Origin of the sequence: Nocardia sp. CA-151230 (assembly GCF_050942175.1) — a bacterium.
GTDB lineage: Bacteria > Actinomycetota > Actinomycetes > Mycobacteriales > Mycobacteriaceae > Nocardia.
Genome location: NZ_CP192061.1, coordinates 8,085,933 through 8,112,272, shown reverse-complemented (window position 1 = coordinate 8,112,272; position 26,340 = coordinate 8,085,933). Strand labels below are relative to the sequence as shown.

Here is a 26,340-nt window from a genome sequence, read left to right as displayed (position 1 = left end):
CTCATCCGTGAAAGCGGCGCAGTCGCAGGCTGTTGCTGACCACGAACACGCTGGACAGTGCCATGGCGGCACCGGCGAGCATCGGGTTCAGCAGGCCGGCGGCGGCCAGCGGGATGGCGGCCACGTTGTAACCGAAGGCCCAGAACAGATTTCCCTTGATCGTCCGCAGCGTGGCCCGCGACAGTTTGATCGAGGTCGGCACCGCGCGCAGGTCGTCACGCACCAGGGTGAGATCGGCGGCCTGGATGGCGACGTCGGTTCCGGTGCCCATGGCCAGGCCCAGATCGGCCTGGGCCAGGGCGGCCGCGTCATTGACGCCGTCGCCGACCATGGCGACCACCTTGCCCTCGTCCTGCAGCTTCTTGACCACGTCCAGCTTGTCGCTGGGCAGCACCTCGGCGATGACCTGCTCGATGCCCACCTGATCCGCGACCGTACGGGCGGTGGCCGCATTGTCGCCGGTCAGCAGCACCGGGGTGAGGCCCAGCGCCTTCATCTCCGAGATCGCCTGGGCGCTGGTGGGTTTCACCGCGTCGGCGATGACCAGCACACCGCGCGCCTGCCCGTCCCAGGCCACCACGATGGCCGTCCTTCCCGCCCGCTCGGCCCGGATCTTGGCGTCCGCCAAGGACTCCGGCAGCGCGATGGACCAATCCTCGAGCAGTTCGACGCGTCCGATGACCACCGCGCGCTCGCCGACCAGACCCTGCACACCCTTGCCGCCGTGGCTGACGAACTGCTCCACCTTCTCGGTGTCGAGTCCGCGCTCGGCCGCACCCGCGACCACGGCCTTGGCAACGGGGTGCTCGGAGCCGTGCTCGACGGCCGCGGCCACCGACAGCAGCTCGCCGGCATCCACGCCGGCGCCCGGAATCGCCTCGGCGAGCGTCATCTTGCCGGTGGTGACGGTGCCGGTCTTGTCCAGCACCACGGTGTCGATGCGCCGCGTCGACTCCAGCACCTGCGGGCCCTTGATCAGGATGCCCAGCTGCGCGCCGCGTCCGGTGCCCACGAGCAGAGCCGTGGGCGTGGCCAAGCCGAGTGCGCACGGGCAGGCGATGATCAGCACCGCCACCGCCGCACCGAAGGCGGTCGCCACGGCCGCGCCGGTGCCGAGCCAGAAGCCCAGCGCCGCCACCGCGATCGCGATGACGATCGGCACGAACACGCCCGCCACCCGATCGGCCAGCCGCTGCACCGGAGCCTTGCCGTTCTGCGCCTCCTCCACCAGCGCAGCCATCTGCGCCAGCTGCGTATCCGCGCCGACCCGGGTGGCGCGCACGGTCAGCAGGCCACCCGCGTTCACGGTCGCACCCACCACCTGATCGCCGGGACCCACCTCGACCGGCACCGATTCGCCGGTCAGCATGCTCATGTCGAGCGCCGAACTGCCGCTCACCACCACACCGTCGGTGGCGACCTTCTCGCCGGGACGAACCAGGAACTCCTCGCCGACCCGCAGATCGCCGATGGGGATACGGGTTTCGACGCCGGCCCGCAGCACCGACACGTCCTTCGCACCCAGCTCCAGCAGCGCCCGCAGCGCGGATCCGGCCTTCTCCTTGGACCGGGTCTCGAAGTAGCGACCCGCCAGAATCGCGGTGATCAGCGTGGCCGCCACCTCGAAGTACAGCGCCGACGACGAGTCGCCGCGCTCGATGGCCAGGCTGAACGGGTGCTTCATGCCGGGCATGCCGGCCGTGCCCCAGAACAGCGCGTACACCGACCAGCCGAAGGCGGCCAGCGTGCCCAGCGAGATCAGCGTGTCCATGGTGGCCGCGCCGTGCTTGGCGTTCACCCACGCAGCCCGGTGGAACTGCGACCCGCCCCACACCACGATCGGTGCGGTCAGGGTCAGCGACAGCCACTGCCAGTTGGTGAACTGCAGCAGCGGGAACATGCCCATGGCGACCACGGGCACGGCCAGCGCCAGCGTCACCAGCAGCCTGTGCCGCAACTGATCCGCCGCCGACGGGGCCGAATCTGATTCGGGCACCGCGGTTTTCACCGGTTGGGTGAGGTGCACGGCGGCGGTGTAGCCGGTGTCGACGACCTTGGCGATCAGGTCATCGGTCGTCACCGACTCAGGGAAGCTGACCTTCGCCTTCTCGGTCGCGTAGTTCACGGACGCGATGACGCCGTCCATACGGTTGAGCTTCTTCTCGATCCGGGCCGCGCAGGAGGCGCAGGTCATCCCACCGATATCGAGTTCGATCGAACGCTCGGACGCCGGGGCGCTCATGAGTGACCTCCTCCGTGGTGGGCGGGCGCATCCGAATCGGATGCGGCAGTGGATGCTTCGTCGGTGAATTCCGCGGTGTGCACCGCGCCGCCGTGCTGGAAGTCCAGGTACAGGCGGTAGTTGCCGTCACTCGGTGCGGCCGGCTGGGAGGTAACGGCCGCGTGGAAGACGACATCGGGGCCGGGTGCGGTCTTGCCGACCTCGCCCTCGGGGTGGACGTGCAGGTAGGCCAGATCGGTGGCCCGCAGCGCTACCAGGTGAGCGTACGCGCCCAGGTAGGGCTGCAGATCGGTCACCGGCTTGCCGCCGCGGGTGACGGTGAAGGTGAGTTCGCTGCCCGCGGTGGTCAGGTCACCGTTGAGGGTGACGCGGTAGCCGTCCACCTCGGCGGTCTTCGCGACCGGCGGCAGTGGCTTGCCGGTCACGTTCCCCGCGACCGCGATGGTGCGGCTGAGCACCAGTTCGCCGGGCCCGCCGGCGGGGGAGAAGTCGGCGAACACGCGGTAGCTGCCGGGTTCGGCCCACTTCCAGTCGATGGCCCAGGTGCCGTCGGCGGCCCGGGTCGGATGCACGTGCCGGAACTGGCTCGCGTCCGAGCGGACCACGATCAGGTGCAGGTCCTTCTCGTGCAGGTCGTTGTAGCGGGTGACGGTGCCCTGCGGTCCCGTGATCCGGAATTGCAGTGCGCCTTGCTGATCGGGGGCGGCGGGAGCGCTGATATCGCCGAGGGTGTAGCCGGAGAGGCTGTCCTGCAGGCCCGTCGCCGCGGCGGCTTCGTGCCGACTGTGGTCGGGGGCGGCCTCGGCCGGGGCCGCGCCGGACCGGTCGCCCACCAGGGCACCGATGCCGAGCGCGGCTCCGAACAAGACGACCAGTCCGCCGCCGAAGGCGGCGAACTTCAGTCGATCGTTCACACCGCCACCTCGTAACCCGCTTCGTCGACGGCGGCGACCACATCGGCGGCGGTGAGCGGGGTGCCGGACTCGACCGTGACCAGGCCGGTGGAGAGATCCACATCCACGCTGGTGACACCGTCGATCTTGCCGATCTCCTTCTGCACCGAACCGACGCAGTGGCCGCAGGTCATGCCGGTGACGGTGTAGGTGCTGGTGGCCATGGTGGTCTCCTTCGCTCGCTGTTCATACGGTGAGGGGGTATCCCCGACACTCGGAAACATACCCCCCATGGGTACCTGGCGCAAGTACTCGAACGGGAAATCTGTCGACTAGGCTGTGCGCGTGCTCTCAGTTGTGCCCAGCCCCCTCATCGTGCGCGCGCCCGCGAAGGTGAACCTGCACCTCGGGGTGGGCGATCTGCGCGAGGACGGCTACCACGACCTCACCACGGTGTTCCAGGCGTTATCGCTCAGCGACGACGTGCAGATCTCGCCGTCCTCGGCGCTACGCGTAAAGGTTGTCGGCGAGGGAGCCGACGAGGTTCCCACCGATCGCGGCAATCTGGTCTGGCAGGCCGCCGTCAAGCTGGCCGATATGGCCGGACGCGCCCCGCTGGTGGAATTCGCCATCACCAAGGGCATTCCGGTGGCGGGCGGCATGGCCGGCGGCAGCGCCGACGCCGCAGCGGCCCTGGTCGGCCTGAACGACCTGTGGGAACTCGGCCTCGGGCGCACCGAATTGTCCGATATCGCAGCCGAACTCGGCAGCGACGTCCCCTTCTCGCTGCACGGCGGCACCGCCCTCGGCCGCGGCCGCGGCGAGGAACTGCTGCCGGTGTTGTCCCGCAACACCTTTCACTGGGTGCTGGCCCTGGCCAAGGACGGCCTGTCCACCCCGGCCGTCTTCCGCGAACTCGACCGCCTGCGCGAAGTCGGCGACCCGCCGCGGCTCGGCAGCCCGGAGGAGCTGTTGCAGGCGCTGGCCTCCGGCGAGGCCAAACAGCTCGCCCCGCTGCTCGGCAACGACCTCCAGGCCGCGGCGCTCTCGCTGAAACCCGAACTGCGCCGCACCCTGCGCGCGGGCGTCACCGCCGGAGCCCTCGCGGGCATCGTCTCCGGCTCCGGCCCGACCTGCGCCTTCCTGTGCGAGAGCGAGGAGGCCGCGGTCACCGTCGCCGCCGAACTCGCGGGGGCCGGAGTCAGCCGCAGCGTGCGCACCGCCCACGGTCCGGTCCCGGGCGCGCGCCGAATCCCCGGTGACAACTGATTTCGTGACGTCCGGGGTAACTCATCGGGTACGAGCCAGGTGTCTCCGTACGCGACCGCCGGTCCGCGACGTGCGGTGAGTAGGCTCTTACGGTTCGGCAAATGGCACGGAGAGGCGGGACAGGCCAGTGGCCAACCTGATCAACCTGGAAGCGGTCTCCAAGAGCTTCGGCATCAAGCCGCTGCTCGACAACATCTCCCTCGGGGTTCAGGAGGGGGAGCGGATCGGTGTCGTCGGTCTCAACGGCGGCGGCAAGACCACGCTGCTGGAAGTGCTGACCGGAATCGAGGAGCCCGACTCGGGACGCGTCAGCCGTCGCGGTGATCTGCGCATGGCCGTCGTCACCCAGCGCGGCATGCTGCCCGAGGGCGCGACCGTCGGTGAGGTCGTACTCGCGGGCCTGGCCGAGGATCAGCGCACCGACGGTGTCGCCGAACACGAATGGGCCGCCAATCCGCGCATCCGGTCCGTGGTCGAGGGCATCGGCATCGCCGACCTCGGCATGGACACACCCGTGGCCAACCTCTCCGGTGGCGAACGCCGCCGCACCGCCCTGGCCGCCGCTCTGGTCCGCGACCTCGACCTGCTGGTCCTCGACGAGCCCACCAACCACCTCGACGTCGAGGGCGTGCAGTGGCTGGCCGAGCACCTGCTGAACCGCCGCAGCGCGCTGGTGGTCGTCACCCACGACCGCTGGTTCCTCGACACCGTCGCCACCCGCACCTGGGAGGTGCAGGGCGGCCGGGTCGAGACCTACGAGGGCGGCTACAACGACTGGATCTTCGCCCGCGCCGAACGCGTCCGTCAGGCCGACGCCAGCGAGGCCCGCCGCCAGAACCTGGCCCGCAAGGAACTCGCGTGGCTGCGCCGCGGCGCGCCCGCCCGGACCTCCAAGCCGCGCTACCGCATCGAGGCCGCTGAGGCCCTGATCGCGAATGTGCCGCCGCCGCGCGACACCGTCGAGCTGGCCTCCTTCGCGCGAAAGCGCCTGGGCCGCGTGGTGATCGAGCTCGAGGACGCCACCCTCGCCACCCCGGACGGCCGGGAACTGGTGACCGACCTGACCTGGCGGCTCGCCCCTGGCGAGCGCGTCGGCCTGGTCGGCGTGAACGGGTCGGGCAAGACCACGCTGCTGCGCGCGCTCGCCGGCGACGCGGACCCGAAGTCCGGCAAGCGAATCCAGGGCCAGACCGTCAAGATCGGCTGGCTGCGTCAGGAACTCGACGACCTGCCGCTGAACATGCGGGTGCTGGAGGCGGTCCAGGACGTGGCACAGCGCATGATGCTGGGTGACAAGGAGATCAGCGCCGGCCAGCTGGCCGAACGGCTCGGCTTCACCCCGGCCAAGCAGCGCACCCCGGTCGGCGACCTGTCCGGTGGCGAGCGCCGCCGACTGCAGCTGACCCGCATCCTCATGGCCGAGCCCAATGTGCTGCTGCTCGACGAGCCCACCAACGACCTCGACATCGACACCCTCCAGCAGCTCGAGGACATGCTCGACGGCTGGGCGGGCACCATGGTGGTGATCTCTCACGACCGCTACCTGATCGAGCGCATCTGCGACTCCACCTGGGCGTTGTTCGGCGACGGCAAGCTCACCAATCTGCCCGGCGGCATCGAGGAGTACCTGCGCAAGCGCGCCGCCCTCACCGCGGGCAAGGCGGCCGCCCCGGCCAAGGCCGCCGCCCCGGCCACCGCGAATTCCGCCGCCCCGGCGACGGATTCGGCCGCCTACCGTGCGGCCCGCAAGGAGCTGGCCAAGCTGGAACGCGCCCTGGAAAAACTCACCGACCGCGAGGACAAGCTGCACGCGGCCCTGGCCGAGGCGGCCACCGAGCCGGACAAGCTGGTCACTCTCGGTGCGGAACTCAAGCAGGTACAAGCGGAAAAGGAAGCCACAGAAGAACGCTGGCTCGAACTCGCCGACAACGCCTGAGCAAGCCTCACACAGGTACGGCCAAACCGGTCACGCCCGCCCTGCTTCTTGCGTATGCCAAGGCGACAACTGAATTTCGTAACGGTCGGGGTAACTCGCCGGGTACGTCCAAAATCGGTTCGTCACCTGACCGCGGCACGGATGCGTGGCTTGTACGGCTCCTCAACCGCCCGTTGAAGTCCCGGGGAGGCGGAATGGGTCACCTGACCGCGGCACGGATGCGTGGCTTGTACGGCTCCTCAACCGCCCGTTGAAGTCCCGGGGAGGCGGAATGGGTCACCTGACCGCGGCACGGATGCGTGGCGTACTACGGTTCCTCAGCCGCCCGCTGAAGTCCCGGGGAGGCGGGGGGAGTCGTGGCGTACTAAGGCTCCCCAACCGCCCGCTGAAGTCCCGGGGAGGCGGGGGCGTCCAGGGACGGCACGGGCAGGCAGGTGCGGGTGAATCCCGCACCGAACGAGGTCAATTCGATGGTGCGGTACATCACCTTGGTGCCGAAGCTCGCTCGCTTGAGCAGCCGGCGCACCTCCGGCATGGCCTCGAGCAACTGGTAGCGGTTCGGATTGCCCAGTGCCTCGCGGGTGATGTCGATCAGGCCCAGCCGGTCCAGATTCGTCAGATATTCGTCGATCCGGTTCGGATACCGCAGCGCCGCATCCTCGCCCAGCAGGTTGAAAACGCCGCGATAGGCGGTCCGCCCGCTCTTCACCTCCACCGCGGGCTGCGGCCCGTCCAGGTACAGGTGCCGCACCACGCGCGCCTCGTCGGGCGCGAGCTCGCCCAGAATGCGGGCGTAGGCGGTGTGATGGTGGTTGTCGTCCTCGGTGTGGAAATCGGCGGAGCGGCGCAGTAATTCGGCGCCGCGGGCGCGCAGCACGCTGGCGGGACTCGATTCCGGGGCGATCTCGGCGGCCTCGGGCGCGGTCACGCCCAGCGCCTGCCGGACCGAATGCCGCACCTGCGCACCGGCATCGGAGAGGATCTCGCGCGGCGGCTGCCCGGCCATGCTGCCGCGCAGCACCACCGAGGTCACGCCCAGCGCGGTCTGCAGGCTCCAGAAGCTCGCCTCGACCGCGGCCGACATCGCCACCCGCACCACCCCGGTGGCGGCGCGCACCGGCCCGGCCGCGCCCCGGCGCTCGGTCGTGCCGACCGGCACCGGCAGCGGCGCGGTCTCACGAACAGCGATGTCGGTGCCGGTATCCGCGGGATCGTCGTCGCCCGAACCTGATTCGGCGCGCCCACCGGTGGACGGGTCGGTCATATCCATGAGGTGGCCACTCCTGTTCCGAAGATCAGGAGGTGAGCGTAACCGGCGAACAGGCCCAGCGCGCCGCCATGGACGAACAAAAGCCATTCGTCCTGTTTGATGGCCGAACGCAGCATGTCCACGAACTCCGGCGGGGGCAGCGCCGACATTTGTTTGGCGATGTACTCCTGCACCTGCTTGCCCTGCTGCACATTGAAGGCCGGGTCGGCGAAGGCGATCGGCGCGATGGTCATCGCCTCGGAGGTGAAGGTGTCCTGCAGCGAGTCGTACTCGCGACTGCCCAGGGCGAACTTGACCACCGACCGGGCCGGTCCGAGCGCCCGGTCGGCCGCCGGCTTGAGGGTGTCCTGGAGCATCTGCATGGTGCGGTCGGCGCGCGGCCCGTTGAGCAGCTCGTCGCCGATATTGGCGACCGTCATGATCTCGCTGGCCACCAGGGCCGCATACCCCTCGGTGATCTCCGGCTGCCGCTTGATGAGCAGGCCCTGCCGCCACGGGCACCACCACTTCGGGTAGGCCGGTTCGAAGATCAGGTTGATGCCGATCCAGTTCACCACCCAGCCGATGATCACCCCGCCGACCGGCAGCACCACCAGCGACGACCAGCCGGTGAAGTGCAGGATGGCGACCAGCACCAGACCCATGGGCGCACCGAAGTAGAAGCCGAAGTTCTGCATGAATCGCAGTTCCTTGGCGCCCAGCACCTGGAACACCGAGTTCAGCATCTGCGGCCGCGCCTGGAAGTAGCGAATGGTCATCGACTTGACGTCGAGCAGCTGATCGATGTTCTTCCCGAGTTCATCGGTGAGTTCCCGGAGAATATCGGGCAACTGTTCGCGCACCCGGCTGTGGACCATCTCGCGCAGACCGGTCGGCAGGTTGTACCAGAGCTGCGGATGTTCGCGCTTCAGGATGTCCTCGACAATGTCGCGAATCTGAAGGTCCGCAATTTCAACAAAGTGTTCAGCCAGCTTGTCGGGTTCCAGTTCCCGATAGAAATCCGCGACGCTGCCGAGCTTCGCCAGCCCCTTGTCCACCGCGATGCTGGCCATCTTGTCCGCCCGCGACGGCACGATCCCCTGCCAGCCGATCCCGCCGTCGTACTGCAGCAACGGCAGCACCTGAATGCGCTTGGGCAGCAATGGAAACAATGCCGCCAGCCCCGGCAGCCGAAACCCGTGGAACCGGATCGGCTTGAACAGCATGAGCACACCGGTCCAGTTGGTGATATAGCCGATCACACCCGTGAACAACGGGATGGTGATCAATTCCAAGAGGATGGTCGGACGCACCCCAAAAACACTTTCCAGCACGACACCCTCCTGCCGACCCGCAACGCACCGCCGTTGGCGTTGACAACCCCTCGGCGGTTCGGACCTTACTGGCTATTAAGTAAGCGAGTCCAGCGGCGGAGTGTCTGAGTCGGAGATCTCGGTCACACTGCCCGGGCTCGATGTCCCTCTCTCCCGATGGGCACACGAGAATGACGGGGACCACACCCATATCGTGCCTTGTGCGAGTTGTGTTGGGGGTCATGTGCGTCGTTCGGCGAGGCACGTGGACTGGGGTAATCTCGTCTGGCTTGCGGGTTCAAGGTGCCCGAAGGTCCGTCGGGGGCAATAATCTGTGAACGATTGTGTTCACCTGGCGATATTCGGAGATGGACGTGGCGGAAGACAGGATCCCGGGGCAGGACGTGGCCCGTCCGGGACCCCGTGCCGTGGAACGCAGTTCGGATGTGGAGAAGCGGCAGATCAGCAATGAGGCCCGGCTGATCCGCGGGGCGTTCCGGGCCGCCGGCCTGGCGGTCGGCACCGCGGTGCGGGGGACCGAGTGGGCGGTCGGCACCAGCTTCGAGATCACCAAACAACTGACGCAGGCCGCACTGGACGGCGAGTCGTCGGCCGATATCGCCGAGCGCACGGGGGCGGCGCTGCGGTCCATCGCGCGCAGCGCACTCGGTGTCACCGAGGGTTCGGTGCGCGAGATCGTCAGCTACGTACCGACTCCCATGGGCGCGCAGCCGCCGGCCATCACCAACGGCCTGGTGCGCTCGGTCACCAACGAGGATCTGCGCCGGCGCGGCGACGCGCTGCTGGCCCGGTCGGCCGACGTCTATTTCACCGAGGACGTGCACCCGGCCTACGACCGGATCCTCGATCAGCTCGCCCCCGACGAGGCCCGCATCCTGCGCTTCATGGCGCTGCAGGGCCCGCAGCCGTCGGTGGACGTCCGTACCAACCGGCCGCTGGGCATCGGTTCCGAGCTGGTCGCAGGGGACCTGACCTCGGTTCCGGAGCAGTCCGGCGTCCGCTACCCGGACCGGGCCCGGCACTACCTGATCAATCTGAACCGCCTCGGCCTCACCATGACCTCGGAAGATCCGGTCGTTTTGTCGCGATACATGGTGCTCGAGGTGCAGCCCGTCGTGGAGCAGGCGCTGAAAAAGGCCGGTCGCGTGCCCAAGATCGTGCGAAAGAGTCTGCGACTGACCGAGTTCGGCGAGGACTTCTGCAACACCTGCTTCAGCATCAACGGCTGAGTCGGTATCCGGCTGATAGCGATCCGGTACAAATCCGTGCCGATCCCTGAAGGTTTCCTCCACCTGATGGGATGGTTGAAGGTATGGATTCCGATGCCGTCGCGGCGATCAGCCGGCTGAAGTTCCGTTACCTGCGCGCGCTCGATACGAAGGCGTGGGAGGAGTTCGCCGACACCATGATTCCGGAGGCCACCGCCACCTACAGCGAGTACCTCCAGTTCGAATCGCGCGACGCCTTCCTGGCCTTCATGCGCAACACCCTGGGCCCGCACGTCATCACCGAACACCGCTGCGACCACCCGGAAATCGACGTCCACGGCGACGAGGCGACCGGCACCTGGTACCTGGCCGACACCGTCCTCATCCCGGGGCACAACATGCTGCTCCGCGGCGCGGCGTTCTATACGGACCGCTACGTCCGCTGCGACGACGGGCAGTGGCGCATCGCGCACACCGGATACGAGCGCACCTATGAGGTGGTGCTGTCCCTGTCGGATCTGCCCAGCCTGCGCCTGACCTCGAGCCGCTGGGGGCTGATCGCCCGCGAGCCCGCCGAGTCGCCGCGCACCGAACCCAGCTCGGACACGCTCGGCTGACGGCATCGGGCCGCGCTCTCGCCGCGCCGAACGTGTCGCTATCGCTGGGCGCCGAATGTGTTGCGTGTCAGTGCAGTTGGTTCTGCGCGGTTTCCAGGCCCACGCGCAGCAGCAGTTCGACCGCGTCGGCGGTCTGCTCGACGATCACCGGAACCTCTTTGCGTTCCGGCGCGGAGAAGGGCTTGAGGACGTAGTCCGCCGGATCCTGGCGCCCAGGCGGGCGGCCGATGCCGAAGCGGACGCGCAGATAGTCCTTGGTGGTGAGGGCCTGCGAGATGGAGCGCAGCCCATTGTGCCCGCCCTCGCCGCCGCCGCGCTTGAGGCGGATGGCGCCGAAGGGGAGGTCGAGCTCGTCGTGGACGACGATCACCTCGGTGGCGGGCACGGAGAAGAATTTGGCCAGCGCCGCGACGGGCCGCCCGGACAGGTTCATGTAGGTGCGCGGCTTGGCCAGCAGCACCTTGCGCCCGTCCAGGCGGGCCTCGAGCAGATCCGCGCCGGACTTCTTGTGCACGGTGAAACGGCCGCCGACGCGCTCCGCGAGCACATCGGCGACCAGGAAACCGACATTGTGCCGGGTGCGCTCGTATTCGGATCCGGGATTACCCAGACCGACCACCAGCGCGGGCCCGGCCGTTGCCTCGGTCATCGAGAACCGTTGTGGGAGTAGGGAGTTACTCCGCGGCGGCCTCTTCGGAAGCGGCCGCGGCCTCTTCCTCGGCGGCGGCGGCCGGGGCGGCGATGATGTTGACGATCAGGGCCTCGGCGTCGCCGGCCAGGGTGACACCCTTCGGCAGCTCGATCTCACCGGCGGTGATCTGGGTGCCGGCCTCGACGCCCTCGATCGAGACCTCGATGGACTCGGGGATGTTCAGAGCCTCGGCCTCGATGGACAGGGTGGTGGCGTCCTGGGTGACCAGGGTGCCGGCGGCGGCGTCGCCGACCAGGGCGACGAGCACGTCGGCGGTGACCTTCTCGCCGCGGCGCACGATCAGCAGGTCGGCGTGCTCGATGTAGCGGCGGATCGGGTGGACGACGACCGACTTGGTCAGCGCCAGCTGCTTCTTGCCGTTGATGTCGAGGTTCAGGACGGCGTTGGTGCCGTGCTCACGCAGGATGGCAGCGAACGCCTGGGCGTTCACCGACAGGTGCTGCGGCTCCTCGTTGTGGCCGTAGAGCACGGCCGGGACATTGCCGTCGCGGCGGGTACGGCGGGCAGCGCCCTTGCCGAACTCGGTACGTACGGTGGCTTCGAGAAGGTTGGCGTCGGACATGACTGTCTACTCCCTACGGCTCGTCCGGCTGTAATGTCAGCGTGTCGCCAGGCGACGGGGCCGCCCTGGCTGAGGTTGGTCTGCTTGTCGGCGAAGACCAACATGGACGGCCGTATAGGCCGAGCCGCGTCGATCACGGTGGGCAGTTGGGTGCCACACCCTCGCCGAGACAACCTGAAGACTCTAACATGCGGCCGGAACGGCCTTGCGGCACCCCCTCGGCGGCCGGATGCGGGGCGCCCGTTCCCAGGAATTACACAGGAATATTTTCACTCTTGTTTCCGGTAATCTGACACACTACCATTTCGCATCACTCCGCCTCGCGGGGAATGCTTTGCGCCCTATGGAAATGCGCCCCATTTCCGGCGCCGGGCAATTCGAACGACACGCTGAGTAGCTTGTCTTCCGAGTAAGGATCAGTTTGATGAAGAACATCCGCCGGTTCGGTCTGAGTGCCGTGGGCATCGCCGCCGTCTCCGCCACCGTCGCCCTCACCGCCCCGGTCGCCGCGGCCGATTCGAATGCCAATTGCCCCCCGTCCACCCCGGGCGGAACCAGCACCGGTAGCAGCTCGAACGTCCTGGGCCCGCTCGTCAACAACATTCTGAGCAGCCTGGGCGCCCACGGCACTTCGACGGCCAGCGGCACCGCTACCTCGGTCGGCTGACGAAAACCGGACTGAACCGGCGGTCGGTTATCTGTTTGCCTCGCTGTCGTGACCGGTTCGGGTGGTCGTCACCACTTTCCGCGGTAATACCGGTTCCGGTAGCGGAGACGCCACTCCGGTGCTAGGCAATTTGATCGGCACGCTGAGTAGCTTGTCTTCGAAGTAAGGAAACAGATTCATGAAGAACATCCGCCGGTTCGGTCTGGGCGCCGCGGGCATCGCCGCCGTCTCCGCCACCGTCGCGCTCACCGCCCCGTTCGCCACCGCGGACACCTCCAGCAACGGTATGACCGTGGTCGGCAGCAACTTCCAGACCGGCACGGCGTACACCATCAACATCATCACCGGCGTTCCCGGCGTCACCGCCAATGTGTACGACACCAACGCCTCCAACACCACGGTGTCGGTCGGCTCGGCGACCTCCTCGGGCTCCACCGTGGCGTCCGTGCAGTGGACCCCGGCCACCTCGGGCTCGCATCACCTCTGGGTGGTGCTGAGCGGCGGCTCCCAGTCGGTGCCGACCTCCGGCCCGGTGGATGTCACCGTCTCCGACCCCTCGACGACCACCACCACGACGGGAACCGGTAGCGCGGGCTCGCTGATCCCGCTGATCAGCAACCTCCTGAGCAGCCTCGGCGCCTCGACCTCGAACGGCGCCTCCTCCCAGGTGGGCTGACGTTTCGGCTGACGGCCGGTTGTCCGGAACCCGCGCGGGGGTCCGAGCAACCGGCCGTTCTGTTTCCCGGGCCGTCTCGATATGCGCGGCCCTATCGATTACGCGGCCCTATCGATTACGCGGCGTCGGCGACCTGCTACGCGGCCTTGAACGTGGCCGCGTAGCGATCGACGTACGGGCGGCCGGAGCGGCGCACGATATCCGCCATCAGTTCGTCGGTGGCCCGGCGCACGGCCGGCGGATCGGCGGGCGGGATATAGCGCGGGTGGCCGAAGGAGATGCCCACCTTGGCCGGGCGCAGGAAACGCCGATCGCGCGGATTGACCCGATCGGTGCCGGACAGCACGACCGGAATGACGGGAGCGCCGGTCTGCATGGCCACCCGGATCGCGCCGGTGCGCCCCCGGTAGACGCGGCCATCGGGTGAGCGGGTCCCCTCCGGGTGAATGCCCCAGATGCCGCCCGATTCCAGAATGCGGACCGCGGCGGCCAGTGAATCCGATCCCGCGGTGCCGCCACTGCGGTCCACCGGCACCTGACCGGTGGCATTCATGACGAAGCGATTGACGCGGCCGCGGAAGCCGCCCCCGGTGAAGTACTCCTGCTTGGCGATGAAGGTGACCCTGCGGCGCAGCACCAGGCACAGGTAGAACGAATCCACCACGGCCAGATGGTTCGCCGCGATGATCACCGGGCCGTCCTTCGGAACATGGTGCAGCCCTTCGATCCTCGGTCGCCCGAGGAGTCGCAGCACCGGCCCCACCAATACCTGCTTCAGTAGCCAGTACCACATGGAAAGCCTCCCGAGTCGTGGCCGTAGACAATGTCTACTCACTGTTCCTACCGGACCGGAGTAGACACTGTCTACCATTGTCGGGAGAATGTGACGCATGACTTCGCTCGAGCCACTGCGGGAACGACTGGTGACCGCGGGTGTCGCCCTGCTCGAGGAGGTCGGGTCCGGCGAGCTCGGCCTCCGTGCCATCGCCCGCGAGGCGGGGGTCTCGCACGGCGCCCCCCGGCGATATTTCCCCACCCACAGTGCCCTGCTGGCCGCGATCGCCGCGCGCGGCTACACCGACCTGCGGACCGAAATCGATGCGGTGCAGGGTGATACGGCGCAGGCACGGGTGCGGCGCACCTGCCTGGCCTACATCGGCTTCGCGGAGGCGCGGCCGGAGATGTTCACCCTCATGTTCCGCCACGACCTGCTGGAGGGCGCGGGCGAGAATCTCCGGGTGAACACGACCAGGCCCATGTTCGCGCGCTGGCGGGCGCTGGTCGCCGAGTGCGTGCGCGACGGCGTGGACGAGCGGGCCCTGAGCCTGTGGACCCAGCTGCACGGCATCGCGGTGGTGGTCGCGAATCGCAGTATCGAGGCGATCGCGCCGGGGACCGATATCGAAGCGCTGGTCGCCCAGGCTGTCGCCCGGCACCTCGCAGGGCAAACCGGCGAATAGCGCGCCGGACCCGGAAGGCGCTGGACCGGCCGGTCGGGTAGAGGGGCCGGTCGCGTACCCTGGGGCGGTTGCCTCGTCTGCACGAAGGAGTCCCCCGTGAGTTCCCCGACTGCCACCTCAGCTACCGCCGGTCGGCTGGCCGACGAGGCGGCGCGGCGGCGCACCTTCGCGGTGATCTCCCACCCGGACGCGGGTAAATCGACGCTCACCGAGGCGCTGGCGCTGCACGCCAAGATGATCTCCGAGGCGGGCGCGATCCACGGCAAGGCCGGCCGCCGGTCCACCGTCTCCGACTGGATGGAGATGGAGAAGGCGCGCGGTATCTCCGTCAGCTCCACGGCGCTGCAGTTCGAGTACGGCGACTGCGTCATCAACCTGGTGGACACCCCCGGCCACTCCGACTTCTCGGAGGACACCTACCGCGTGCTCACCGCGGTGGACGCGGCGGTCATGCTCATCGACGCCGCCAAGGGCCTGGAACCGCAGACGCTCAAGCTCTTTCAGGTCGCGCGCGATCGCGGCATCCCGGTCATCACCGTCATCAACAAGTGGGACCGCCCGGGCCAGGCGCCGCTGGAACTGCTGGACGAGATCGTCGAGCGCATCGGCCTGACCCCCACCCCGCTGTTCCTCCCCGTCGGCATCGCCGGCGACTTCCGTGGCCTGCTGCGCCGCGGCGAGGAGGGCGCGCCCACCGAGTACATCCACTTCACCCGCACCGCGGGCGGCGCGACCATCGCCCCCGAGGAGCACTTCACACCCGAGCAGGCCGCCGAGCGCGAGGGCGATGTGTGGGCCACCGCCGCGGAGGAGAGCGAACTGCTCTCGGCCGCGGGGCAGGACCACGATCAGGAACTGTTCCTGGCCGGGCACACCTCACCGGTCATCTATGCCTCCGCCATGCTGAACTTCGGTGTGCGCCAGCTGCTCAACACGCTCGTCGAGCTCGCGCCGCCGCCGCGTGGCCGCAAGGACATCAAGGGCAATCCGCGCGAGACGACCGCGCCGTTCAGCGCCGTCATCTTCAAGGTGCAGGCGGGCATGGACACCGCGCACCGCGACCGGCTGGCGTTCATGCGCATCGTCTCCGGTGAGTTCGAGCGCGGCATGGTGGTGACCCACGCGCAGACCGGGCGGCCCTTCGCCACCAAATACGCGCTGACGGTGTTCGGCCGCGAGCGCACCACCGTCGACACCGCCTATCCGGGCGATGTGGTCGGTCTGGTCAACGCCACCGCGCTGGCTCCCGGGCACACCCTGTTCGTGGACAAGAAGGTCGAGTTCCCGCCGATCCCGTCCTTCGCGCCGGAGCACTTCGCGACGCTGCGCGCCCAGACCGCGGGCAAGTACAAGCAGTTCCGCAAGGCCATCGACCAGCTCGACTCCGAGGGCGTGGTGCAGGTGCTGCGCAATGACGCCCGCGGTGACCAGTCGCCGGTGCTGGCCGCGGTCGGCCCCATGCAGTTCGAAGTCGTCACGGCCCGAATGCAATCCGAGTTCAATGTCGAGACCCAGCTCGACCATCTGCCGTACCAGCTGGCCCGGCGCACCGACGCGGAATCGGCGGAGGAACTGAACCGCCAGCGCGGCGTCGAGGTCTTCACCCGCACCGACGGCGCGCTGCTCGCGCTGTTCAGCGACAAATGGCGGTTGCAGTACATCGCCAAGGAGATGCCGAAGCTGACCCTCGAACTCCTGGTCGCCGGAACGGAATAGCCGGTGCCGCCACCCACCCCGGGCCGGTTCAGCCGAGGTGGGTGGCGGTGGCCGAGCGCCGGAGCTTGCCGGAGGAGGTCTTGGGCAGCGCGCCCGGGCCGAGAACGGTCACGCTGCGCGGCCGGACCCCGACCTCGGAGAAGACCGCGTGCACGATGTCGTGCTCGATGCGGTGGACCTCCTCCGGATTCTGGTGATCGTTGGATTCGACCACGACGGCGAAGCTTTCGCGTTTCTTCCCGGCGTCGAGGCGCACGGCCACCGCATTGCCGGGCCGAACTCCCTTGACGCGCAGGGCCGCTCGCTCGACGTCGGTGGGGAAGATATTGCGGCCCGCCATGATGATGACGTCCTTGATGCGGCCGCACACCACCACCAGACCGTCCTCGGTGAAGTAGCCGAGGTCGCCGGTGTCGAGCCAGCCCTGCGAGTCCTGCGCGGCGCGGAAGCCGTCCACCGTGAGATAGCCGGATGTGACTGCGGGGCCGCGCAATTCGATGACGCCGACGCTGCGCACCGGGAGGGGCCGGCGCTCGGCGTCCACGATCCGGCCCTCGAGGTTGTCGACCAGGTAGCCGAGGGTCGGCAGGCGGCGCACGCCGCCGTGATGGTGTCCCGGATCGCGGATCGGGACGGCCTTGCCGAGGGCCTCCAGCAGGTCGGCGTCGACGATGTCCAGGATCTGGCCGAGGCCCGGATCAGGGATGGAGACCGCGAGGGTGGTCTCGGCCATGCCGTAGACGGGGGTGAGGGCCATGGCGTTGAGGCCGAAGCGTTTTCCGGCTTCGGCGAGCGCGTCCATGGTGTCCGCCTCGACGGGTTCCGCGCCGTTCCACATGTAGCGGACGCTGCTCAGATCGACCGACCCGTCGGCCGCGTTGCGCAGTCGGCGGGCCAGCAGTGAATACGCGAAATTCGGTGCGGCGGTGACTGTTCCGCGATACCTCGAGATCAACTCGGCCCACAGGATGGGGCGGGTCAGGAAGTCCAGCGGGGTCACGCACACCACTTCCGCGCCGAATTGCATGGGCACGCTGAGGAATCCGACCATGCCCATGTCGTGGAACAGCGGCAGCCAGCTGATCATCACGTCGTCGTCGAGCTGGAATTTCACCCGATCGAACATGGCGTGGGCATTGACGAAGAAGTTGCCGTGCGTGATCTGCACCGCCTTGGGCGACCCGGTGGATCCGGATGTCAACTGCTGCAGGGCGATATCGTCCTCACCGGTCGGCACCGGCTCGATCGGCTCGCCCGTGCGCATGGCCGCGATGGTCACCACCGCGATACCGCGTTCGCGCAGCAGCGGTTCCGCGATCTCGAACGGCGCGCCCAGAATGACCGCCCGCGCCTGGATCATGCCCAGCACGGTCTCGGTGTCGTGCGCCCACACCTGCAGATCGGTGCGCGGGGTGGGCTGGTGCAGCATGGTGATCGAGGCGCCGCGCATCCACACCGCCTGGCAGGCGGGCGCGATGTCCACCGGCATGCCGGCCAGCACGCCCACCGCGTCGCCCGGGCCGATCCCGGCGGCGGCCAGGCCGCCGGCCATCTCGCGTGCGATGTCATGGATCCGGCCCCAGTCGTGCCGCACCGGCGCATCCGGTTCACCGGTCACCAGCCCTCTCCGGGAAACGCGGGCGGTCGCATACATTTCGTCGGTGAATCGGCTCACGATCGACTCCTCAAACGCCGAACCAGCACCTCAAATGATCCCGCTCCCGGTGCGGGCTGTTAACCGTTTCGGAGTTTTGGGCGGCGGTCAGACGAAGGTTCTGACCGCCCCGACGAAGCGATCCAGGTCCTGGTAGTCGACGAAGCAGTGCGGGGAGGCGCGGACCACCGAGTTCAGTTCTCTGGCGGTCATATCCAGCAGTGTGGAGCTGCGGTGGCTGACCGTCACGGTGATGGCCTCGGCGGCCAGCCGATCGCGCACCTGGACCGGTTCCAGGCCGTCGACGGTGAAGGACACGATGCCCGCGTGCTGGATGCCCTGGTCGCGTACCTCGACGCCGGGAATCTCCTGCAGGGCCTTGCGCAGGTACTCGGCGCGTTCGGCGATCGCCGCGTACACCTGCGCCGGACCCAGGTCGAGCAGGTAGCGCACGGCCGCACCCAGCCCGAGGCGGCTCGCGACCGAGCATTCCCAGAATTCGAAGCGGCCGGCGGCCGGGGCGAGTACGTAGTCGTCGGGGGCGATCCACTCGGCGCTGTGCAGGTCGAGCCGGCCGGGCTCGAGACTCGGCGCCAGGTCGGGCCGCACATACAGGAAGCCGGTGCCACGCGGGCCGCGCAGCCACTTGCGGCCGGTGGCGGACAGCGCGTCCACGTCGAGTTCGGCGACATCGAGCGGCAGCTGACCGGCCGATTGGCACGCGTCCAGCAGCGCCAGCGCACCCACCCGGTGTGCGATGCGGGCGGCCTCGGCGACCGGGTTCACCAGGCCGCCATTGGTCGGAACATGCACCAGCGACACCAGTTTCACGCGCTCGTCGATCATGGTGTCCAGGGCGTCGAGGTCGAGCTGCCCGCTGCCGTCGCTGGGAATGGCCTCGACGACCGCGCCGGTCTGCCGGGCGCGCTGCAGGGCGGCGATGGCATTGCTGCCGTAGTCCACGCCGGAGATCAGGATGCGGTCGCCGGGGTTCAGCGGGACCGAGTAGAAGAAGTCGCTCCAGGAGCGGCTGGCGCTGTCGCTGAGGGCCAGCGCGGCCGGGTCGGCATTGATCAGTTCGGCAATGGCCGTCTTGACACCCTGCAGGTCGTCGAGGCGCTCGTTGGCGGCGCGGTAGCCACCGATCTCGGCCTCACGCCGCAGGTGGTCGACAGCGGTGTCGACGACGATTCGCGGGGGGAGCGAGGACCCGGCGCTGTCGAGAAAGACCTGATTCCGGCACCCCGGTGTGTCGGCGCGCAGACGGGCGATATCCAGTGTGGCGTTGTCTCTCACACGTTCGACCCTATCCACCGCGTCGAGTTTCCACCGGCCCGCCATCCGCTGGAACGGGGCCGCGGATGCCCATCGTGAGCCGGAGGAACGCCGCGATGCCGGGGCCATCGGGCTCTCGGTGCGGCCCGGATAGCAGGATGGGGAATCGGCTGTTCCTCTGCAGGCGTTCTCCATTTCGTCAGATTTCTTGTCACAGTCGCTCGCTACTCTTGTTTGGGTCGCCGTGCGATCCCCAGCGGCGACCGCATCAGACGGAGGTTGGCAATGGCTGTCACGGCGTCACCGACCGATGTGCTGCACAGTGGCCTGGCCGAATCGGAGCCGGGCGGCGAATTCACGTCACGCGCCGCCGCCGAGGCTTATGTCGGAAAAGTCTGTTTCAAACAGGGCCCACCGCTGCTCATCGGCGCCGAACTGGAGTGGCTCACCGCGCAAGGTGAACTTTCGGCGACCAACTCGCGTCCGGACCCGAGGGTCCTCGCGGACGCTCTCGGACCGTATGCGCCACGGTCCATTTCCCCCGATTCCCCGGCCGTTCCGTTGCCGGGAGGCAGCCGGGTCACCCTAGAACCCGGCGGTCAGATCGAACTGTCCAGTGCCCCGTTCGGCACCGCCGCCGAATTGTGCGAGCGCTTGCGGGCAGACGCGATACGCCTGCGGGAGCTGCTCGAATCCCGCGAAATCCGAACTATTTCCGCCGCCGCCGACCCGACTCGGCGGCCGCTTCGTGTGCTGCAGCTGCCGCGCTACCGGGCCATGGAGCGGTCCTTCGCCGGCATCGGCCCGTTCGGTGCGCTCATGATGTGCAATACCGCCGCCACCCAGGTGAGCGTCGACGCGGGCGCCGATCCCGCGGAGATCGCCGCCCGGTGGCAGGTCCTGTACGCCGTGGGTCCCGCCCTGCTGGCCGCTTTCGCCTGCTCACCCCGGCTGCATACCGCTCCGCCGGGTGACTGGGCCTCCCAGCGCATGCGGGCCTGGCAGCGGCTCGACCAGCTCCGCACTCGGCCGCCCGTGCACGACTGGGCCGACCCGATCATCGGGTACGCGCGCTGGGCGCTGGACGTGCCGCTGCTGTGCGTGCGGTCGATGGACCCGCAGGCCGGTGACTGGTCGGCCCCGCCCGGGGCCACCTTCGCGGACTGGCTGTGCGGGGCGCTGGACGAGGAGATCGGCCGCCGCCCGGATCGGGCGGATCTGGACTATCACCTCACCACCCTGTTCCCGCCGGTCCGCGCGGCCGGGCACCTCGAGGTCCGCTACCTCGACACGCAGCCGGGCGACGGGTGGTCGGTGCCGGTGCATGCCATCGACGCGCTGCTATCCGATCCCGGAACCATCACGGAGGCAACGGCTCTGGCCGCCTCCACCGCGGATCTCTGGTCCGAATCCGCCCGCCACGGGCTGGCCGACGCCGAACTGCGGGCAGCCGCGGTGGCCCTGCTCGACCTGGCCACCGCGCATGCCGCCACTCCCGAGGCGGCCAAGGAATTGGCTGCCGCCGCCGACCGATGTCGCAGCGGCCGCACCCCGACAGAATCGGAAGTTCTCTCATGACTGTTCAGCATCTGCCGGGATCGGATCGGGCGGCGACCGAGGCGTTGCGCGGGCGGATCGCCGACGCGCTCGAGCGGGCGCGCCGGCGGACCATCGGGCTGACCGAGTCCGTCGACGAGGCCGAACTGGTCGCGCAGCACTCGCGACTGATGAGCCCGCTGGTCTGGGATCTCGCACACATCGGCAACCAGGAGGAACTCTGGCTGGTGCGCGATGTGGGCGGGCGGGAACCCGTGCGGCAGGACATCGATCACCTCTACGACGCCTTCCGGCACGCGCGGGCGGACCGGCCCGCGCTGCCGCTGCTGGATCCGGCGCAGGCCCGCGACTATGTCGGCACCGTGCGGGACAAGGTGTGGGATGTGCTGGACCGCAGCCCCTTACGCGGTAACGACCTGGTCCACGACGGCTTCGCCTTCGGCATGATCGCCCAGCACGAGCAGCAGCACGACGAGACCATGCTCGCCACCCACCAGCTCCGGACCGGTGAAGCGGTGCTGTCCGCCCCGCCCACCCCCGCCGCGCGGGTGGCGGTCACCGGTGAAGTCGTCATTCCCGCAGGCGAATTCACCATGGGCACCGACTCCGATCCCTGGGCCCTGGACAACGAGCGGCCCGCGCACCCGGTGCACGTCGACGCCTTCGCCATCGACGCCGCGCCCATCACCAACGAGCAGTATCTGGCCTTCGTCGACGACGGCGGCTACGAGCGGCCCGAGCTGTGGTCCGAGCGCGGCTGGGCGCATCGCGTGGAGGCCGGGCTGACCGCGCCCCAGTTCTGGGAGCAGGACGCCGGAGGACGTTGGTGGCGTAGGGTTTTCGGCACCATGCAGCCGCTGCGCGCCCACCAGCCGGTGGTGCACGTCTGCTGGTTCGAGGCCGAGGCCTATGCGAACTGGGCGGGCAAGCGCCTGCCCACCGAGGCGGAATGGGAGAAGGCCGCCCGCTTCGATCCGGCCACGGGCCGCTCCCGCCGATACCCCTGGGGCGACATCGATCCCACCGATGCCCTGGCGAATCTCGGCCAGCACCACCTGGAACCGGCCGATGTCGGGGCCTACCCGGCGGGCGCGTCCCCGGCGGGTGTCCATCAGCTGATCGGCGACGTCTGGGAGTGGACCGCTTCGGGTTTCGAGGCCTACCCGGGCTTCCGCGCCTTCCCGTACCGGGAATACTCCGAGGTCTTCTTCGGTGGCGACTACCGGGTGCTGCGTGGCGGCTCCTTCGGTGCCGACCAGGTCGCCTGCCGCGGCACCTTCCGCAACTGGGATCACCCGATCCGCCGGCAGATCTTCGCCGGCTTCCGCCTCGCCCGGGACCTGAGATCGGACGAGCGCTGATGTGCCGTCACCTTGCCTACCTGGGCCCACCCACTCCGGTAGGGGTTCTCCTGACCCGGGGCCCGAAATCCCTGCGCACCCAATCCTGGGCCCCGCGCGACATGCGCGGCGGCGGCACCATCAATGCCGACGGTTTCGGCGTCGCCTGGTGGCACCACCCCGATGCCGCCGCTCCCGACCACGGACCGGGCGTCATCTGGCACGGCGGCACTGCGGCGGATATCCGGGCTGCGGCGGAATCCGTCGGCGTTTCGGCGGATCAGGCCGGATCCGGTGCCGCGGGGGCGGATCCGGTGGTCAGCCGGTATCGCAATGCGGCACCGATCTGGACGGATCCGGCGGTCGACGAGGTGTTGCCGCAGATCCGGTCCGGAGCAGTGCTGGCCGCAATCCGTTCCGCCACAGTGGGAATGCCGGTGGAGCGAGCGGCCTGCGCCCCGTTCACCCACGGCCGCTGGGCCTTCAGCCACAACGGCGCGATCCCCGACTGGCGGCGGGCGCTGAGTGCGGTCGCCGCCGAATTCGGTTCGCCCCCGCTCCTGGAGGCTGAGTCCCTGACCGACTCCGCCGCCCTGTGGGTGATCCTGCGCGGACTGCTCGAAGGTGGTGGCGAAACCACTGCGGGCGTCGGGCATTCGGGCATCGGCGAATCACGGAGTTTCGGCGCGACGGTGGCGTCCGGGTCGTCGATCAGCGTCACCACGGCTTCCGGTGCCGCGCCGGAGGTTCGGGTCCGGGGGTCGGCCACGACCTCGGACGGCTCGGCGTTCCATGGTGCGGGGGCGAGAGATCCGGGGGAGATATTGCGGCTGGTGATGGCGGCGGTGCTGGCGCGGTCACCCCGCGCGCGGTTGAACCTGCTCATGGGGGATGGGGCGGGGATCTGGGGGACTACGTGGCATCACTCTTTGTCGGTGTTGGAGGCCGACGGGTTCGTGTTGGTGGCCTCGGAACCGTTCGATGACGATCCGCGGTGGCGGCCGATTGCCGATCGGCAGCTGCTGAGCGTGCGGGCCGGGCGGGTGTCGGTGGAACCACTGGATATCGAGATCGGAAGGGCTGGCTCATGACTGCAGCTACGCTGGAAATTCATCTGACCGACGAGGATTTGACGACCGCGCTGCGCGCGGACGTGCGACAGGGACTGACCGCGGAACCGAAGTGGTTGCCGCCCAAGTGGTTCTACGACGCGCGCGGCAGCGAGCTGTTCGAGAAGATCACCGAGCTGCCCGAGTACTACCCGACCCGCACCGAGCGGGCCCTGCTGGAGCGGGTGGTCGGCGAGATCGCGCGAACCGCGCAGGCCGAGGTGCTGGTCGAGCTCGGCGCGGGATCGGCGGCCAAGACCCGGCTGCTGCTCAACGCGCTGAAGGCCGAGGGCCCGCTGAAGAGCTATGTGCCGCAGGATGTCTCGGTCTCGGCGCTGCGGATGGCGGCGGACGAGGTGGCCGCGGAGTTCCCCGGCCTGGCCGTGCACGGCGTGGTCAGTGATTTCACCGCCACCCTCGACAATCTGCCCGGCGGCGGCCGTCGCATGGTCGCCTTCCTGGGCGGCACCATCGGCAACCTGATCCCCGCCGAGCGCGCCGAATTCCTCGGCGGCATCCGGGATGTCCTGGAACCGGGCGAGCAGCTGCTGCTCGGCGCGGGCCTGGTCATCGACCCGGCGATCCTGGTCCCCGCCTACGACGACGCCGCGGGTGTCACCGCGGAGTTCAATCGCAATGTGCTGCATGTCCTGAACACCAGGCTGGGCGCGAACTTCGAACCGGAGAAGTTCAGGCACGTCGCGATCTGGGACGCCGAGCGGGAGTGGATCGAAATGCGCCTCGAGGCCACCGAGGCCATGACGGTTCGCATCCCGGACCTCGACCTGACCGTCGATTTCTCGGCGGGCGAGCAGCTGCGCACCGAGATCTCCGCCAAGTTCCGCCGCGAGATCCTCGAAAGCGAGCTGGACGCAGCCGGTTTCACCACCGAGCGGGTGTGGACCGATCCCGCTGAGCGGTTCGCCCTGGTGCTCGCCGAGCGCAGGTAGGCACGGTGCTCGCTGAGCGCAGGTAGGCACGGTGCTCGCCGAGCGCAGGTAGGCACGGTGCTCGCCGAGCGCAGGTAGGCGCGGGCGGTGGCGGCTACTTCTGCGCCGTCACCGCCGCCAGCCACTCGATGAGCGGTCGCATGTCCTCCCACGCCGCCCGGACCTCCCGGGCGGCGCGCGGGGTGCTCAGCCACTTGGGTGCGCCGAAATCTCTGCCGGCGGTGAGGGATTTGTGCCGCAGCAGCTCGATGCGCGGGTGCTCGATGTCGTAGCCCTTGGGCTTGGTCGCCAACTTGTCCCCGCCTATCTGGTATCCGGCCGAGACGAGCTGTGCGATCAGCCCTTCCAGCTCCGCCCCGCGTACCTCGTCGTCGATGGCGGCCCGCAGCGCGGCGAGCTGGGTGCTCTCGGCGGCGTACATGCCGCCCCCCACCCGCAGCCCGGCCGCGCTGATCTGGACGTACCAGCCGGAGTACGGCGCGCTGTACACCACCGCGCCCTGGTGGTCCTTGTAGGGCGACTTGTCCTTCGCGAAGCGCACATCCCGGTACGGCCGGAACATCTTGGCCTCGCCGAAGTCCGGTTCCAGCTCGGCGACAAGCGCTTTCATCGGATCCCGGACGGACTGCTCCCACACGTGCTTGTGGGCGTTCCAGAAGGTCTTGCTGTTGTCGGCTTCCAGATCCTCGTAGAAGTCGAGTCCGGCGAGCGGGAATCCGGTGAATGCGGTCATGTCAATCAGTGTTCGGCATGACCCCGGAGCCGTAGATCGCGACCCCGATGATGATGCCCAGCACCAGCGCCACCCCGGAGGCGATCGCGGCCCATTTGCCCAGCGGCTCGCCCTTGCTGTGCCCGATCACGCCGAGCACGATGCCCGCGATGCCGAACAGCGGCGGACAGAAGATGAGCGCCACGACCGCGCAGACGAATCCGATGATCGAGAAGGTCTGCGGCCCGCTGCGCGGCGGCGGCGCACCGAAATTCGCGCCACCGGGATAGGGCTGGTACGGCTGCCCGTAGGGCTGCTGACCGTACGGCTGCTGCTGACCGGGTCCGAACTGCTGCGGGTACGGCGGCTGCGCGCCCTGAGGGTAGGAAGCGTTCGGGTAGGGCGGAAACCCGCCGCCCGGGTACGCGACCGGCGGCTGATCGCCCTGCGGCTGATCGCCCTGTGACGGGTATCCGTACACCCCGCCCGCCGGGTACTGCGGCTGGGCCGGTGGAGGCTCGAACTGCGCGGCCGGATTGAACTGGGTGGGGTCGGGCTGACCGGGAGGCGGGGGAGTGCCCGGGATGTACCGGAAGGTGATGTCATCCGTGGGCGGTGCGTCGGTGGACCGAGCGTCCGAGGCGTCCTCCGGTGTGTCCGCCGCTGGCGTATCGGACTCCTTCTTGAACATGTCGGCCGGTCCGGTGCCGGATTCGTCCGACGGTTTGCCTGGCTCCTGCGGCGGCGTAGTCATCGCGCCCTCCTCGATCGTGGTGTGCCTCTGCAGGGATATCCCTCTGCGGGACGTGCTACGCAACAGTCCTAATCGCCGAGTTCCTCCACGATGTCCATGGCGGCGACCTCCGCGGGCCGGTCGTCCTCGGCCACGAACTCCTCGCGCTGCCGGCGGCGGCTCCACTCCTGGTCGAGTTCGGCTCCGATGCCGAGCCTGCCGGTGTCGTCGTTCTCGCGATTGCGGATGACGAGGTCCTCGGGCGGATCGGTGATGAACCGCGTGTACTCGCGGATCTCGTCTTCCTGATCGTCGTCGCCGAGGTCGTAGTCGAGGTTGTCGACATCGCTGTCGAAGACCTGATCGGTGTCGAAGATCTCGTCCATCACGCGGGCATCGTCCTCGTCGGGCCGGTCGGCCATTCGGCACCACCTCTCCGCGCAGTCAGCGCACCAGTAGCAACCCTGAG

General features: G+C 68.8%; 25 protein-coding genes. 12 read left to right on the top strand and 13 right to left on the bottom strand.

The features are described from left to right. Position 1: 1 nt before the first annotated feature. From ACQP1O_RS38150 to ACQP1O_RS38140, 3 genes are read right to left on the bottom strand one after another with little or no spacing between them, the layout of a single operon-like run. Complete coding sequence (locus tag ACQP1O_RS38150; RefSeq protein WP_433563166.1) at positions 2–2,242, bottom strand: heavy metal translocating P-type ATPase; 2,241 nt, start codon at positions 2,240–2,242, stop codon at positions 2–4. Then, positions 2,239–3,156 (bottom strand): hypothetical protein, encoded by a 918-nt coding sequence (locus ACQP1O_RS38145; protein ID WP_433563165.1) that lies wholly within the window; start codon positions 3,154–3,156, stop codon positions 2,239–2,241. Before ACQP1O_RS38145 ends, ACQP1O_RS38150 begins: the two co-directional genes overlap by 4 nt. Further along, the gene (locus ACQP1O_RS38140; RefSeq protein ID WP_433563164.1) at positions 3,153–3,359 is read right to left on the bottom strand and encodes a heavy-metal-associated domain-containing protein; all 207 of its coding nucleotides are present in this window, start codon (positions 3,357–3,359) and stop codon (positions 3,153–3,155) included. The genes ACQP1O_RS38145 and ACQP1O_RS38140 overlap by 4 nt, the downstream gene beginning before the upstream one ends. A 121-nt stretch (positions 3,360–3,480) precedes the next feature. Here ACQP1O_RS38140 and ACQP1O_RS38135 point away from each other — a divergent pair, with 121 nt between their 5' ends. Continuing rightward, a complete protein-coding gene (locus tag ACQP1O_RS38135; protein ID WP_433563163.1) occupies positions 3,481–4,404 on the top strand; it encodes a 4-(cytidine 5'-diphospho)-2-C-methyl-D-erythritol kinase in 924 nt (307 codons plus the stop codon). A 127-nt stretch (positions 4,405–4,531) separates the two neighbouring features. After that, positions 4,532–6,340 carry an ABC-F family ATP-binding cassette domain-containing protein gene (locus ACQP1O_RS38130; protein WP_433563162.1) on the top strand — a complete coding sequence of 603 codons (1,809 nt, stop codon included), beginning with the start codon at positions 4,532–4,534 and terminating at the stop codon, positions 6,338–6,340. 364 nt (positions 6,341–6,704) lie between these two features. On the opposite strand, the gene ACQP1O_RS38125 is transcribed toward ACQP1O_RS38130, so the two are convergent. Together ACQP1O_RS38125 and ACQP1O_RS38120 are read right to left on the bottom strand one after the other, a co-directional pair. Continuing rightward, positions 6,705–7,610 (bottom strand): Abi-alpha family protein, encoded by a 906-nt coding sequence (locus tag ACQP1O_RS38125; protein ID WP_433563161.1) that lies wholly within the window; start codon positions 7,608–7,610, stop codon positions 6,705–6,707. Beyond that, positions 7,601–8,923: a hypothetical protein gene (locus ACQP1O_RS38120; RefSeq protein WP_433563160.1), complete on the bottom strand. Its 1,323-nt coding sequence runs from the start codon at positions 8,921–8,923 to the stop codon at positions 7,601–7,603. The genes ACQP1O_RS38125 and ACQP1O_RS38120 overlap by 10 nt, the downstream gene beginning before the upstream one ends. A 347-nt stretch (positions 8,924–9,270) precedes the next feature. Between ACQP1O_RS38120 and ACQP1O_RS38115 the strand changes: the two genes are divergently transcribed. Then, positions 9,271–10,152: a DUF4393 domain-containing protein gene (locus ACQP1O_RS38115; RefSeq protein WP_433563159.1), complete on the top strand. Its 882-nt coding sequence runs from the start codon at positions 9,271–9,273 to the stop codon at positions 10,150–10,152. An 83-nt stretch (positions 10,153–10,235) separates the two neighbouring features. Further along, complete coding sequence (locus ACQP1O_RS38110; protein WP_433563158.1) at positions 10,236–10,748, top strand: nuclear transport factor 2 family protein; 513 nt, start codon at positions 10,236–10,238, stop codon at positions 10,746–10,748. 67 nt (positions 10,749–10,815) lie between these two features. Here the strand turns inward: ACQP1O_RS38110 and pth are convergent, their stop codons facing one another. Next, positions 10,816–11,397: an aminoacyl-tRNA hydrolase gene (pth, locus tag ACQP1O_RS38105; protein WP_354836056.1), complete on the bottom strand. Its 582-nt coding sequence runs from the start codon at positions 11,395–11,397 to the stop codon at positions 10,816–10,818. A gap of 25 nt (positions 11,398–11,422) precedes the next feature. Then, a complete protein-coding gene (locus ACQP1O_RS38100; RefSeq protein WP_433563157.1) occupies positions 11,423–12,022 on the bottom strand; it encodes a 50S ribosomal protein L25/general stress protein Ctc in 600 nt (199 codons plus the stop codon). A 424-nt stretch (positions 12,023–12,446) separates the two neighbouring features. Here ACQP1O_RS38100 and ACQP1O_RS38095 point away from each other — a divergent pair, with 424 nt between their 5' ends. Both ACQP1O_RS38095 and ACQP1O_RS38090 read left to right on the top strand, forming a co-directional pair. Continuing rightward, the gene (locus ACQP1O_RS38095) at positions 12,447–12,689 is read left to right on the top strand and encodes a hypothetical protein (protein WP_433563156.1); all 243 of its coding nucleotides are present in this window, start codon (positions 12,447–12,449) and stop codon (positions 12,687–12,689) included. Between the two features lie 178 nt (positions 12,690–12,867). Then, positions 12,868–13,365: a hypothetical protein gene (locus ACQP1O_RS38090; RefSeq protein ID WP_433563155.1), complete on the top strand. Its 498-nt coding sequence runs from the start codon at positions 12,868–12,870 to the stop codon at positions 13,363–13,365. A gap of 136 nt (positions 13,366–13,501) precedes the next feature. Here the strand turns inward: ACQP1O_RS38090 and ACQP1O_RS38085 are convergent, their stop codons facing one another. Next, positions 13,502–14,158, bottom strand: coding sequence for a lysophospholipid acyltransferase family protein (locus tag ACQP1O_RS38085; protein ID WP_433563154.1), 657 nt, complete (start codon positions 14,156–14,158; stop codon positions 13,502–13,504). A 97-nt stretch (positions 14,159–14,255) separates the two neighbouring features. On the opposite strand from ACQP1O_RS38085, the gene ACQP1O_RS38080 reads away from it, so the two are divergent. After that, positions 14,256–14,825 carry a TetR/AcrR family transcriptional regulator gene (locus tag ACQP1O_RS38080; RefSeq protein ID WP_433563153.1) on the top strand — a complete coding sequence of 190 codons (570 nt, stop codon included), beginning with the start codon at positions 14,256–14,258 and terminating at the stop codon, positions 14,823–14,825. A 96-nt stretch (positions 14,826–14,921) separates the two neighbouring features. Continuing rightward, on the top strand, positions 14,922–16,541 hold the full coding sequence (locus ACQP1O_RS38075; RefSeq protein WP_433563152.1) for a peptide chain release factor 3: 1,620 nt from the start codon (positions 14,922–14,924) through the stop codon (positions 16,539–16,541). Between the two features lie 28 nt (positions 16,542–16,569). On the opposite strand, the gene ACQP1O_RS38070 is transcribed toward ACQP1O_RS38075, so the two are convergent. Both ACQP1O_RS38070 and ACQP1O_RS38065 read right to left on the bottom strand, forming a co-directional pair. Next, complete coding sequence (locus tag ACQP1O_RS38070; protein ID WP_433563151.1) at positions 16,570–18,216, bottom strand: fatty acyl-AMP ligase; 1,647 nt, start codon at positions 18,214–18,216, stop codon at positions 16,570–16,572. A gap of 87 nt (positions 18,217–18,303) precedes the next feature. After that, positions 18,304–19,491: an aminotransferase class V-fold PLP-dependent enzyme gene (locus ACQP1O_RS38065; RefSeq protein ID WP_433563150.1), complete on the bottom strand. Its 1,188-nt coding sequence runs from the start codon at positions 19,489–19,491 to the stop codon at positions 18,304–18,306. Positions 19,492–19,755: 264 nt separating this feature from the next. On the opposite strand from ACQP1O_RS38065, the gene egtA reads away from it, so the two are divergent. The 4 genes from egtA to egtD are packed head-to-tail and all read left to right on the top strand — an operon-like array spanning position 19,756 to position 24,426. After that, positions 19,756–21,048: an ergothioneine biosynthesis glutamate--cysteine ligase EgtA gene (gene egtA / locus ACQP1O_RS38060; RefSeq protein ID WP_433563149.1), complete on the top strand. Its 1,293-nt coding sequence runs from the start codon at positions 19,756–19,758 to the stop codon at positions 21,046–21,048. Continuing rightward, entirely contained in the window at positions 21,045–22,388 is a 1,344-nt protein-coding gene (gene egtB / locus ACQP1O_RS38055) for an ergothioneine biosynthesis protein EgtB (RefSeq protein ID WP_433563148.1), read from the top strand. Before egtA ends, egtB begins: the two co-directional genes overlap by 4 nt. Continuing rightward, positions 22,388–23,458: an ergothioneine biosynthesis protein EgtC gene (locus ACQP1O_RS38050; RefSeq protein ID WP_433563147.1), complete on the top strand. Its 1,071-nt coding sequence runs from the start codon at positions 22,388–22,390 to the stop codon at positions 23,456–23,458. The genes egtB and ACQP1O_RS38050 overlap by 1 nt, the downstream gene beginning before the upstream one ends. Next, entirely contained in the window at positions 23,455–24,426 is a 972-nt protein-coding gene (gene egtD, locus ACQP1O_RS38045; protein WP_433563146.1) for an L-histidine N(alpha)-methyltransferase, read from the top strand. The genes ACQP1O_RS38050 and egtD overlap by 4 nt, the downstream gene beginning before the upstream one ends. Before the next feature lie 94 nt (positions 24,427–24,520). Here egtD and ACQP1O_RS38040 read toward each other — a convergent pair whose 3' ends face one another. From ACQP1O_RS38040 to ACQP1O_RS38030, 3 genes are all read right to left on the bottom strand, one after another. Continuing rightward, positions 24,521–25,159, bottom strand: coding sequence for a DUF2461 domain-containing protein (locus tag ACQP1O_RS38040; RefSeq protein ID WP_433563145.1), 639 nt, complete (start codon positions 25,157–25,159; stop codon positions 24,521–24,523). Position 25,160: 1 nt separating this feature from the next. After that, on the bottom strand, positions 25,161–25,892 hold the full coding sequence (locus ACQP1O_RS38035) for a hypothetical protein (RefSeq protein ID WP_433563144.1): 732 nt from the start codon (positions 25,890–25,892) through the stop codon (positions 25,161–25,163). A 68-nt stretch (positions 25,893–25,960) separates the two neighbouring features. After that, entirely contained in the window at positions 25,961–26,293 is a 333-nt protein-coding gene (locus ACQP1O_RS38030; RefSeq protein ID WP_433563143.1) for a hypothetical protein, read from the bottom strand. Between the last annotated feature and the right edge of the window lie 47 nt (positions 26,294–26,340).